This window comes from Citrobacter sp. Awk 2, from assembly GCF_028069815.1.
Taxonomy (GTDB): Bacteria; Pseudomonadota; Gammaproteobacteria; order Enterobacterales; family Enterobacteriaceae; genus Citrobacter.
Genome location: NZ_JANEWL010000011.1, coordinates 45,879 through 58,917 on the forward strand (window position 1 = coordinate 45,879; position 13,039 = coordinate 58,917).

Consider the following 13,039-nt stretch of genomic DNA (forward strand, 5'->3'; position numbering starts at 1 on the left):
GCTATTATGCTCGATAACGAACATTAATGAGCTATAACGAAAGTGCGAGAGGCCAGCATGGAAACCAAAGATCTGATTGTGATAGGTGGAGGCATCAACGGTGCCGGTATCGCGGCAGATGCCGCTGGACGCGGTTTATCCGTGCTGATGCTGGAAGCACAGGATTTAGCCTGCGCGACCTCCTCCGCCAGTTCCAAACTCATCCACGGTGGCCTGCGCTACCTGGAACACTACGAATTCCGCCTGGTTAGCGAAGCGCTGGCCGAACGTGAAGTGCTGTTGAAAATGGCACCGCATATCGCCTTCCCAATGCGCTTTCGCCTGCCCCACCGCCCGCACCTGCGTCCGGCATGGATGATCCGTATTGGTCTGTTTATGTACGATCATCTGGGCAAACGCACCAGTTTGCCGGGCTCGACCGGTTTGCGTTTTGGCGCGGATTCCGTAATGAAACCCGAGATTGTGCGCGGTTTCGAATATTCTGACTGCTGGGTAGACGATGCACGTCTGGTTTTGGCAAACGCCCAAATGGTGGTGCGTAAAGGTGGGGAAGTATTAACCCGTACCCGCGCAACCTCCGCTCGCCGTGAAAACGGTCTGTGGGTTGTTGAAGCTGAAGATATCGATACCGGTAAAAAACACACCTGGCAGGCGCGCGGTCTGGTAAACGCCACCGGCCCGTGGGTAAAAGAGTTCTTCGACGACGGCATGCACCTGCCATCACCATACGGTATCCGCCTGATTAAAGGCAGCCACATTGTGGTGCCGCGCGTGCATACCCAGAAGCAGGCGTACATCCTGCAAAACGAAGATAAACGTATTGTGTTTGTTATCCCATGGATGGATGAGTTCTCGATTATCGGGACGACCGACGTGGAGTACAAAGGCGATCCAAAAGCAGTGAAAATTGATGAAAGCGAAATCAATTACCTGCTGAAAGTCTACAACGCTCACTTTAAGAAACAGCTGGGCCGTGACGATATCGTCTGGACCTATTCAGGTGTGCGTCCGCTGTGCGATGACGAATCAGACTCACCACAGGCTATCACCCGTGATTACACGTTGGATATCCATGATGAAAACGGCAAAGCTCCGCTGTTGTCCGTCTTCGGCGGCAAGTTGACGACCTACCGTAAACTGGCCGAACACGCGATGGAAAAACTGTCGTCTTACTATCAGGGCATTGGGCCAGCATGGACCAAAGAGTGCATCCTGCCAGGCGGCGATATTGGTGGCGATCGTGAGGATTACGCGGCAAAACTGCGCCGTCGCTATCCGTTCCTGACCGAGTCGCTGGCGCGCCATTATTCACGCACCTATGGCAGCAACACGGAATGGATCATCGGCGAAGCGACTTCGGTTGCCGAGTTGGGCGAAGACTTTGGCCATGAATTCTATGAAGCCGAGCTGAAATACCTGGTCGAGCACGAGTGGGTTCGCCGTGCAGAAGATGCACTATGGCGTCGTACGAAAGAAGGGATGTGGCTAACTGCCGAACAGCAGTCCCGCATGACACAGTGGCTGGCAGAATACGTTGAGAAACACCAGCTATCTCTGGCCTCCTGATAAAAATGCCGGATGGCGGTTAACGCCTTATCCGGCTTACAAGAGTAGATAAACGTAGGCCGGGCAAGCGAAGCGCCACCAGGCATTTTGCCGGATGGCGGCTAACGCCTTATCCGGCCTACAAGAGTAGATAAATGTAGGCCGGGCAAGCGAAGCGCCACCGGGTATTTTGCCGGATAGCGGCTAACGCCTTATCCGGCCTACAAAAGTAGATAAACGTAGGCCGGGCAAGCGAAGCGCCCCCGAGCATTTTGCCGGATGGCGGCTAGCGCCTTATCCGGCCTACAAGAGTAGATAAATGTAGGCCGGGCAAGCGAAGCGCCACCGGGCATTTTGCCGGATAGCGGCTAACGCCTTATCCGGCCTACAAAAGTAGATAAACGTAGGCCGGGCAAGCGAAGCGCCACCGGGTATTTTGCCGGATGGCGGCTAGCGCCTTATCCGGCCTACAAGAGTAGATAAATGTAGGCCGGGCAAGCGAAGCGCCCCCAGGCATTTTGCCGGATGGCGGCTAACGCCTTATCTGGCCTACAAGAGTAGATAAATGTAGGCCGGGCAAGCGAAGCGCCCCCGGCATCGTGTGTTACAACCGCACCGAATCAATATGCCAGATGTTCTCGGCGTACTCTTTGATCGTCCTGTCCGATGAGAAGTAGCCCATATTGGCGATATTTATCATCGACTTGGTGGTCCACTCTTCCGGGTGGCGATACAGTTCGTCAACTTTGTCCTGGCAATCAACGTAGCTGCGATAGTCCGCCAGCACCTGATAGTGGTCACCAAAGTTAATCAGTGAGTCCACCAGGTCACGGTAGCGTCCCGGCTCCTCGGGGCTGAATACGCCACTGCCAATTTGCGTCAGCACCTGGTGCAGTTCTTCATCTTTCTCGTAATACTCACGCGGCTTGTAACCCTGACTACGCAGCGCCTCCACTTCTTCCGCAGTATTTCCAAAGATAAAGATATTCTCTGCCCCCACATGCTCCAGCATCTCAACGTTAGCGCCGTCCAGCGTCCCGATGGTCAGCGCACCGTTGAGGGCAAATTTCATATTACTGGTCCCGGAGGCTTCGGTCCCGGCCAGTGAGATTTGCTCAGACAGGTCGGCGGCAGGAATAATCACCTGCGCCAGGCTGACGCTGTAGTTAGGAATAAACACCACCTTCAGCTTATCGCCAATTTGCGGATCGTTGTTGATCACCTTCGCGACGTCGTTGATCAGGTGAATGATGTGCTTCGCCATGTAATAAGCCGAAGCCGCCTTACCGGCAAAAATATTCACACGCGGCACCCACTCAGCATCAGGATCGGCCTTAATGCGGTTGTAGCGGGTAATCACATGCAGCACGTTCATCAACTGACGCTTGTACTCGTGAATACGCTTGATCTGCACATCAAACAGCGATTTCGGATTCACCACCACATTCAACTGCTGCGCGATGAGCGTCGCCAGGCGTTTTTTGTTCTCCAGCTTCGCATGACGCACCGCCTGATTCACCAGCGGGAAATCGCAGTGTTGTTCCAGTTCGCTGAGCTGACTGAGATCGGTGCGCCAGGTACGGCCAATGTTCTCATCCAGCACATTGGAAAGCGGCGGGTTCGCCAGCGCCAGCCAACGACGCGGTGTCACACCATTGGTAACGTTGCAAAAACGGGTTGGGAAGATATTTGCAAAATCAGCAAACAGCGACTGTACCATCAGGTTAGAGTGCAACTCCGACACACCGTTAACTTTGTGGCTCACCACGACTGCCAGCCACGCCATACGCACGCGACGGCCGTTCGACTCATCAATGATCGAAGTGCGCCCCAACAGACCTGTATCGTTCGGATACTGCTCCTGCAGCGTTTTCAGGAAGTAATCGTTAATCTCAAAGATAATTTGCAGGTGGCGCGGCAGAATTTTACCCAGCATATCCACCGGCCAGGTTTCCAGCGCCTCGCTCATCAGCGTATGGTTGGTATACGAGAAGACCTGACAGCACACCTCAAAGGCATCGTCCCAGCTAAACTTGTGCTCATCAATCAGCAGACGCATCAGCTCAGGAATCGACAGCACCGGATGGGTGTCATTGAGGTGAATAGCAATTTTATCTGCCAGATTATCGTAGGTTTTGTGCAGTTGATAATGACGATTCAGAATGTCCTGCACCGTGGCGGAGACCAGGAAATACTCCTGACGCAAGCGCAGCTCGCGTCCCGAATAGGTGGAGTCATCCGGATACAGCACGCGGGAAACGTTCTCGGAATGGTTTTTATCTTCCACCGCCGCAAAGTAGTCGCCCTGATTGAATTTACCGAGGTTGATTTCGCTACTGGCCTGCGCATTCCACAGACGCAACGTGTTGGTGGCGTCTGTGTCGTAACCAGGGATAATTTGGTCATACGCCACCGCGAGGATCTCTTCGGTCTCAATCCAGCGCGTTTTCTTGCCTTCCTGCTGAATACGCCCACCAAAACGCACTTTGTAACGCGTATTGTGGCGTTTAAATTCCCACGGGTTACCGTATTCCAGCCAGTAGTCCGGCGACTCTTTCTGTCGGCCATCGACAATGTTCTGTTTGAACATCCCGTAGTCATAGCGAATACCGTAACCGCGTCCCGGCAGGCCCAGCGTTGCCAGAGAGTCAAGGAAGCAGGCCGCCAGACGACCAAGGCCACCGTTACCAAGACCAGGGTCGTTCTCTTCGTCAATCAGATCTTCAAGATCCAGCCCCATGCCTTCCAGCGCATTTTTGACATCATCATAAATACCCAATGATAACAGTGCATTGGAAAGCGTGCGGCCAATCAGGAACTCCATAGACAGGTAATAGACCTGGCGAGTTTCCTGGGATAATTGCGCACGATTAGAACGCAGCCAGCGCTCCACGAGACGATCGCGCACCGCGAACAATGTGGCGTTCAGCCACTCATGTTTATTGGCAATGACCGGGTCTTTACCAATCGTGAACATCAGCTTGTAGGCAATAGAATGCTTAAGTGCCTCTACGCTGAGTGTGGGCGATGCATAAGTAAATGGAGCATTCATATAGGTGATTCCTGGATATCTATTTCAAGCGATAGTAAAGCTCACGGTAAGACTTCGCCGCGACTTGCCAGCTAAAATCCATGGTCATGGCCTGACGTTGTACGAACCGCCAAAGCGAAGGCCGGGACCACAATACGAAAGCACGCCGGATCGCCCGTAGCAGCGACCAGGCATTACTATCTTCAAATACAAACCCACTGGCGATACCGTCCGCCAGGTTCTCCAGCGAACTATCAGACACCGTATCAGCCAGCCCACCGGTACGCCGCACCAGCGGCAACGTGCCGTACTTCAGTCCATACAATTGCGTTAAGCCGCACGGCTCAAAACGGCTGGGCACCAATATCACATCGGCCCCGCCCATGATGCGATGCGAGAAGGCCTCGTGATAACCAATCTGCACGCCAACCTGGCCTGGATGTTCCGCGGCCGCCGCTAAGAACCCTTCCTGCAATACCGGATCGCCCGCGCCGAGCAACGCCAGTTGTCCGCCCTGCTCTAACAACCCAGGCAGCGCTTCCAGCACCAGATCCAGCCCTTTTTGACTGGTCAGACGGCTCACAACAGCAAACAGCGGCACTTTATCGTTAACCTTAAGTCCCATCGCAATCTGTAGCTGCCGTTTGTTCTCGGCCTTCTCTTCCAGCGAGTCACGGGTATACCGCGATGCCAATAACAGATCGGTTTCCGGGCTCCAGATTTTTTCATCAACACCGTTCAGTACGCCGGAAAGACGCCCCTCACGATGACGCTGTTGCAACAACCCTTCCATGCCATAGGCAAACTGCGGCTCGGTAATTTCCCGTGCGTAGGTCGGACTCACCGCCGTAATATGGTCGGCGTAGTACAAACCGGCCTTCAGGAATGAAATCTGCCCGTTAAACTCCAGTCCGTGCACATTAAAGAACGACCATGGCAATTGGATGTCATCCATATGCTTTGCATAAAACATGCCTTGATACGCCAGGTTGTGTACGGTGAACACCGATTTCGCCGGATGGCCGCGCGCCGCCAGATACGCCGGCGCCAGGCCAGCGTGCCAGTCATGCGCATGCACCACATCCGGGCGCCAGAATGGATCAAGCCCGCAGGCCATTTCACATCCTACCCAGCCGAGCAGCGCAAAACGTTGTACGTTATCGGAGTAAGCAAACAGGTTCGTATCGTGATACGGGCTGCCGGGACGGTCATAGAGATGCGGCGCATCAATCAGATAAATGCCGACGCCGTTGTAATGTCCGAACAACAGCGTTATCCGTCCGGCGAAGGTATCCCGACGCGTCACGACCTGCGCATCAGGAATGCCGCGACGAATATCAGGAAACGCCGGAAGCAACACGCGAGCATCCACGCCGTCCGCAATTTGTGCCGCAGGTAACGCCCCAATAACATCCGCCAGTCCCCCGGTTTTTAACAGGGGGAACATCTCTGAACAAACGTGTAAAACCTGCATTATCGCTCCTGTTTGATTTGCAGTTTGCGTAGCATTTCACGCGTGACCAGCACAATGCCTTCCTCTGAGCGGTAGAAGCGACGAGCATCTTCTTCCGCATTTTCGCCAATCACCATGCCCTCAGGAATGACGCAGGCGCGATCGATAATGCAACGACGTAAGCGGCACGAACGTCCAACCCAGACTTCAGGTAACAACACTGCCGAATCAATGTTACAGAAAGAATTCACCCGCACTCGCGGGAACAGTACGGACTGCACCACCACCGAACCAGAAATAATACAGCCACCGGAAACCAGTGAGTTCAGCGTCATTCCGTGGCTACCGGAACGGTCCTGCACGAATTTCGCTGGCGGCAGTGATTCCATATGCGTACGGATTGGCCAGTTCTGGTCATACATGTCCAGCTCAGGCGTTACCGAGGCCAGATCGAGGTTGGCCTTCCAGTAGGCTTCCAGCGTCCCCACATCACGCCAGTATGGCTCGGATTCCGGATCAGACTGCACGCAGGACAATGGGAATGGGTGTGCATAAGCCATGCCAGCTTCGGTGATTTTCGGGATCAGGTCTTTACCAAAATCGTGGCTGGAGGTTTCATTCAGGTCATCTTCTGCCAGCAATTCATACAGATAATCGGCGTCAAAAACGTAGATCCCCATACTGGCGAGAGATTTAGTGGGGTCACCTGGCATAGCAGGCGGATTCGCTGGTTTTTCAACGAATTCGATAATTTTTTCGTTTTCGTCAACAGCCATTACGCCAAACGCACTGGCTTCTTCGATAGGCACTGGCATACAGGCAACGGTGCAACGTGCACCTTTCTCAACGTGGTCGATCAGCATGCGTGAGTAGTCTTGCTTATAGATATGATCGCCTGCGAGGATCACCACATATTCCGCTTTGTAGCGTCGAATGATGTCCAGGTTTTGGGTCACCGCATCCGCCGTGCCGCGATACCAATTTTCGCCCTGCATCCTTTGCTGGGCGGGCAGCAGATCGACAAACTCGTTCATCTCTTCGCTAAAGAACGACCAGCCGCGCTGAATATGCTGCACCAGCGTGTGGGACTGGTACTGGGTGATCACGCCAATACGGCGGATCCCGGAGTTAATACAGTTGGATAAGGCAAAATCGATAATGCGGAACTTACCGCCAAAGTGCACAGCAGGTTTGGCACGTTTGTTGGTTAAATCTTTTAAGCGGGTACCGCGGCCACCGGCCAGGATCAGGGCAACAGATTTTAATGGCAGCTGGCGCGCCAACATTACACGATCGTTCTTCTCTAAACTCACCATGACTAACTCCTTTTTTATCTTCTCTGGAACACACACAGTCCGTGCGCAGGTCCCTGCCAGACAGCCGTAAGCACCGGATTATCCTCTCCGGCAAATGGGGGAACGGCGCACCATTCCCCTTCAGGTAAAACGATATCTGTCACCTCAAGCGTGGCATTTATTGCAATCAAAAAACGGTCTGAAAGCAGGATTTGCATCTGCCTCGGGCCGTTTTGCCACTCATCCGCACTTAAGGGTTGTGCGTACTTATTCAGCCAACGAACATTGCCATCGCACTCTTCCCACCAGCGATCACCCGTTAGTGCAGGAATTTGCTGGCGAAGATGGATCAGGGCAGCGGTAAATGTGGTTAGCCCGCTGTTTGCCTGCTGCCAGTCCAGCCAGGTCAGGGCGTTATCCTGGCAGTAAGCGTTATTGTTGCCGTGCTGGCTATGACCATGCTCATCGCCCGCCAGCAACATCGGCGTCCCCTGGGAGAGCAACAGCGTGGATAACAGCGCATGAATGCTGTCGCGCCGCCGCTCAATCAGGTCCAGCGTGCCGCCTAATCCTTCTTTACCATGATTGTCGCTGTAGTTATTGCTAGTGCCGTCGCGATTTTCCTCACCATTCGCTTCATTGTGCTTATTTGTGAAGCACACACAGTCGCGCAGCGTAAAACCGTCATGCGCGGTCACCAGATTGACGGTAGCGCTGGGTTTGCGGCCATTGCGTTTAAACACATCGCTGGATGCGGCGAAACGTCCGGCAAACTCTCCCAAAGACAGATTACGCTGAAGCCAGAAGCGTCGACTGGCATCGCGAAAATGGTCATTCCACTCGGCAAACGGCGGTGGGAAATTACCCACCTGATATCCGCCTTCACCAATATCCCACGGTTCCGCAATCAGTTTGACGCGAGAGAGCAGCGGACAGTTTTGGATCGCGGTAAACAGGGGTGCATCCTGACGAAACGCAGGCGTACGCCCCATGACGGAAGCTAAATCAAAACGAAAACCATCGACGTGGCAGGTTTCAACCCAGTAACGCAGGCATTCACAGGCATACTCCACGACACCAGGATGGCTCAGATTGAGGGTGTTCCCACAGCCGGTCCAGTTGTAGTAATCACCATCGTCCCTGATCCAATAATAGCTACGGTTATCAATTCCGCGCAGCGAGAAGACAGGCCCCTCAAGATCCAGTTCGGCACTGTGGTTCAAAACGATATCGAGAATGACCTCAATACCCGCTTTATGCAGTGCTTTTACCGCATCACGAAACTCATCCAACGCACTCTCTGGCGAGCAGGCATAGGCTGGATGCAATGCAAACATCGCCACCGGGTTGTACCCCCAGTAGTTCGACAACCCCAACCGCTGAAGGCGCGGTTCGTTGGCGAAATGTGCAACGGGCAACAGCTCCAGCGCGGTAATGCCAAGACGCTTGAAATAGTCGAGCATCACCGGATGACCGAGCGCTTTGTAGGTACCGCGTATCTCTTCAGGGATATCAGGATGCAGATACGTCAGCCCTTTGACATGCGCTTCGTAAATCACGGTATTGCCCCACGGCGTGCGTGGCGGGGTATCGTCTTCCCAGTCATACCGATCTGACACCACCACACTTTTCAGGGCGATGGCGGCATTATCGTGATGATCCGGTTCATCAATCCCGCCGTGCAGCAGAGGGTTATCTTTTAATTCACCTTCAACCCGACGCGCGCAAGGGTCGAGAAGCAGCTTCGCCGGATTGAAGCGGTGACCCTGCCCAGGCTGCCACGGTCCATGCACGCGATAACCGTAGCGCAGACCTGGTCTGGCATCGGCCAAATAGCCGTGCCAGATATCCCCGCTACGCCCCGGCAGGTCATAGCGGTGTTCGCAACCTTGCTCGTCGAATACGCATAACTCAACGCGTTCGGCATGGGCCGAGAAAAGGGTGAAATTGATGCCATGGCCGTCATACGTTGCACCATGGGGTGTGGCGTTGCCGGTTGCCAGTTGCGTCATTACCCCTCCCGAACCAGCCAAATCGTTGCCAGCGGTGGCAACGTGAGGCTCAGTGAGTGTTGACGCCCATGGCTGGCGATTTCATCACTGTGCACAGCCCCACCATTACCGGTATTGCTGCCGTGGTAATGCATCGAGTCGGTATTGAGGATTTCACGCCATTTGCCCGGTTGATTGATGCCGAAACGGTAGCCATGGCGCGGCACTGGCGTGAAGTTACTGGCGACGATAATTTCATTACCGGCCTTGTCACGGCGGACAAAAATCAGCACCGACCGTTCGTTGTCATCCACCACCAGCCACTCAAAGCCATAGGCATCAAAATCAAGCTCATGCAACGCTTTATGATGACGATAGGTGTGGTTCAGGTCGCGTACCAGTCGCTGTACACCGTGGTGCCAGTTGTCGCCCCCTTCCAGCAAATGCCAGTCAAGGCTGGCGTCGTGGTTCCACTCGCGTCCCTGAGCAAATTCGTTCCCCATAAACAGCAGTTTCTTACCAGGGAAGGCCCACATCCAGCCGTAATAGGCACGCAGGTTGGCAAATTTCTGCCATGCGTCTCCCGGCATGCGGTCGAGAATCGATTTCTTACCGTGTACGACTTCATCGTGTGACAGTGGCAGAACAAAATTTTCGGTGTAGTTGTACAGCATGCCGAAGGTCAGCTTATCGTGGTGATACTGACGATGAACCGGGTCCAGCTTCATGTAATCCAGCGTGTCGTGCATCCAGCCCAGGTTCCACTTGTACCAGAAACCTAAACCGCCCATATCCTGCGGCCTGGAGACACCGGCAAAATCGGTGGACTCTTCCGCCATGCTCACGGCACCAGGAACCTGTTCGCCAAGAATACGGTTGGTATTGCGCAAGAACTCAATGGCTTCGAGGTTTTCGCGACCACCAAATTCATTCGGGATCCATTCCCCTTCTTTACGGCTGTAGTCGCGATAAATCATTGATGCCACGGCATCCACGCGCAGCGCATCGATACCAAAGCGCTCAATCCAGTACAGGGCGTTGCCCACCAGATAGTTGCTGACTTCACGGCGGCCATAGTTGTAGATCAGCGTATTCCAGTCCTGGTGATAGCCTTCACGCGGGTCGCTGTGTTCATACAAACTGGTGCCATCAAACTGAGCCAGACCAAAGTCGTCCGACGGGAAATGACCCGGAACCCAGTCGAGGATCACGTTCAGCCCCGCCTGATGGGCGGCATTGACAAAATAGCGGAAGTCATCGCGCGTGCCGAAACGGCGGGTCGGCGCGTACATGCCGGTAGGCTGGTAACCCCAACTGCCGTCAAACGGGTGTTCGTTGATCGGCAGCAGTTCGAGATGGGTAAAGCCCATCCACTTTGCGTAGGGAACCAACTGATCTGCCAGCTCACGATAGCTCAGCCAGAAGTTGTTATCGGTATGGCGACGCCATGAACCCAGATGCACTTCATAGATAGAGATTGGCGCATCAAACTGATTAGCTCTTTTGCGCTCCTCAGTTTGCACCACTTTTTCCGGCAAACCGCAGATAAGCGATGCAGTTTCCGGGCGCATTTGCGCTTCAAACGCGTAGGGGTCGGCTTTAATACGCAGCTTACCGTTTGCATCGATCATCTCGTATTTATACAGCTGACCCTGCTGGGCTCCGGGGATAAACAGTTCCCAGATACCACTCTCTTTACGCAGGCGCATGGGGTGGCGGCGGCCATCCCAATAGTTGAACTGTCCCACGACTGAAACACGCTGTGCATTCGGCGCCCAGACGGAAAAACGCGTGCCGGTAACGCCATCCATGGTGTCTGCATGCGCCCCCAGCGTCTCGTAAGGTCGCAGATGCGTACCTTCAGATAACAGCCAGGCATCCATATCCTGGATTAGCGGGCCAAAACGATAAGGGTCATCAATCAGATTCTGCTGTCCATGCCAGACAACGGCCAACTGATAGCGAAAGAAATTTTTACGGCGGGGAAGTACAGCACAAAAAAAACCGCGAGAGTCGAGGCAATCCAGCTTGCCCACTTTACGTCCGGTCTTTGGTTCGATCACCCACACTTCGGTGGCATCGGGTAATAGGGCGCGGACTTCGAGTCCAGCTTCAGTTTGGTGCATACCCAGTACGGAAAAAGGATCCGCAAAATGGCCTGCAATTAGCGCATTAATCACGTCTCTATCGATACGAACGGACATGGTTGTCTTCCTGTTTTATGGTGTCACCCCTTCCAACTGATTTTCGACATCAGGTGCGACACTTCTTTGACCTGAACGGCGCAGCACAATTGTGCATCCTCTCTGCGTCGTCCCACCTTCAGGCAACAACTTAATACCTCCGGTACTAAGTCACCCTTAAAGAATAGCCAATGCTTTATCTTACTCCCGGTAAAAAATGAAACATCTGCGCTTACTCCTGTATTACGCAAAAAAAAGGGCGACTCAGCACCCAATGTTTATTCACAATATGTGTCTGCCAGATGGCGGTGTTGCCTTACCCGACCTGCTGACTCGCGTCATTTACAGGCCCGATAAGCGTAGCGCCATCAGGCAGTCCAGCATTACGCCAGCTGACGCAGCATACGGCGCAGTGGCTCCGCGGCACCCCAGAGCAGTTGGTCGCCTACGGTAAAGGCTGACAGGAACTCCGGTCCCATATTCAGCTTACGCAGACGGCCTACTGGCGTGGTCAACGTACCGGTAACGGCCGCTGGGGTTAACTCACGCATAGTGATATCCCGATCGTTTGGCACTACTTTTGCCCACGGATTGTGCGCAGCAAGCAGTTCTTCAACGGTCGGAATAGACACATCTTTTTTCAGTTTAATGGTGAATGCCTGGCTATGGCAGCGCAGCGCACCGACGCGCACGCACAAACCATCAACCGGGATCACCGAAGACGTGTTGAGAATTTTGTTGGTTTCCGCCTGCCCCTTCCACTCTTCACGGCTCTGGCCGTTATCGAGCTGTTTGTCGATCCACGGAATCAGGCTACCGGCCAGCGGTACGCCAAAGTTATCAACCGGCAGTTCACCGCTACGGGACAGGGTCGTGACTTTGCGCTCGATGTCGAGGATAGCAGAGGAAGGCGTCGCCAGTTCATCGGCCACATGGCTATACAGATGCCCCATCTGCGACAGCAGTTCACGCATATGACGTGCGCCGCCGCCGGAGGCCGCCTGGTAAGTTGCCACGGATACCCAGTCAACCAAATCATTGGCAAACAGGCCGCCGAGCGACATCAGCATCAGGCTAACGGTGCAGTTACCGCCGACAAAAGTCTTAATACCTTTGTTCAGACCGTCGGTAATGACATCCTGGTTAACCGGATCGAGAATGATGATGGCATCGTCTTTCATGCGCAATGAAGAAGCCGCGTCAATCCAGTAACCCTGCCAACCGCTTTCACGAAGCTTTGGATAGATTTCGTTGGTATAATCGCCGCCCTGACAGGTCACGATAATGTCCAGCGCCTTCAGCGCGTCCAGATCAAAAGCGTCCTGAAGTGTGCCGGTAGTCGAACCACCGAACGTCGGTGCCGCCTGCCCGAGCTGGGAAGTAGAAAAGAAAACAGGGCGAATGGCGTCAAAGTCGCGCTCTTCAACCATGCGTTGCATGAGAACAGAGCCGACCATACCGCGCCAGCCGATAAAACCAACATTTTTCATAGCGTTTTTTTCCTGCAGAGATGTGTGCTGTGTATGCTAACCAGTATCCTA

The 13,039-nt window shown here is 53.9% G+C and carries 7 protein-coding genes; 1 reads left to right on the forward strand and 6 read right to left on the reverse strand.

Features of this window, described 5'->3' with window-relative positions:
- Positions 1 to 57 precede the first annotated feature (57 nt).
- On the forward strand, positions 58 to 1,566 hold the full coding sequence (glpD, locus tag NNO02_RS05210; protein ID WP_271448671.1) for a glycerol-3-phosphate dehydrogenase: 1,509 nt from the start codon (positions 58 to 60) through the stop codon (positions 1,564 to 1,566).
- A 583-nt stretch (positions 1,567 to 2,149) separates the two neighbouring features.
- On the opposite strand, the gene glgP is transcribed toward glpD, so the two are convergent.
- The 6 genes from glgP to asd all read right to left on the reverse strand — a co-directional run bounded on the left by glgP (position 2,150) and on the right by asd (position 12,988).
- Positions 2,150 to 4,597, reverse strand: coding sequence for a glycogen phosphorylase (gene glgP / locus NNO02_RS05215; protein ID WP_271441380.1), 2,448 nt, complete (start codon positions 4,595 to 4,597; stop codon positions 2,150 to 2,152).
- A gap of 19 nt (positions 4,598 to 4,616) precedes the next feature.
- Positions 4,617 to 6,050: a glycogen synthase GlgA gene (glgA, locus tag NNO02_RS05220; RefSeq protein ID WP_271441379.1), complete on the reverse strand. Its 1,434-nt coding sequence runs from the start codon at positions 6,048 to 6,050 to the stop codon at positions 4,617 to 4,619.
- Positions 6,050 to 7,345, reverse strand: coding sequence for a glucose-1-phosphate adenylyltransferase (glgC, locus tag NNO02_RS05225; RefSeq protein ID WP_271441378.1), 1,296 nt, complete (start codon positions 7,343 to 7,345; stop codon positions 6,050 to 6,052). Before glgC ends, glgA begins: the two co-directional genes overlap by 1 nt.
- Before the next feature lie 14 nt (positions 7,346 to 7,359).
- A complete protein-coding gene (gene glgX / locus NNO02_RS05230; RefSeq protein ID WP_271454343.1) occupies positions 7,360 to 9,336 on the reverse strand; it encodes a glycogen debranching protein GlgX in 1,977 nt (658 codons plus the stop codon).
- Positions 9,336 to 11,519 carry a 1,4-alpha-glucan branching enzyme gene (glgB, locus tag NNO02_RS05235; protein WP_271448674.1) on the reverse strand — a complete coding sequence of 728 codons (2,184 nt, stop codon included), beginning with the start codon at positions 11,517 to 11,519 and terminating at the stop codon, positions 9,336 to 9,338. The genes glgX and glgB overlap by 1 nt, the downstream gene beginning before the upstream one ends.
- A 362-nt stretch (positions 11,520 to 11,881) precedes the next feature.
- Positions 11,882 to 12,988 carry an aspartate-semialdehyde dehydrogenase gene (asd, locus tag NNO02_RS05240; RefSeq protein ID WP_271441375.1) on the reverse strand — a complete coding sequence of 369 codons (1,107 nt, stop codon included), beginning with the start codon at positions 12,986 to 12,988 and terminating at the stop codon, positions 11,882 to 11,884.
- Positions 12,989 to 13,039 lie beyond the last annotated feature (51 nt).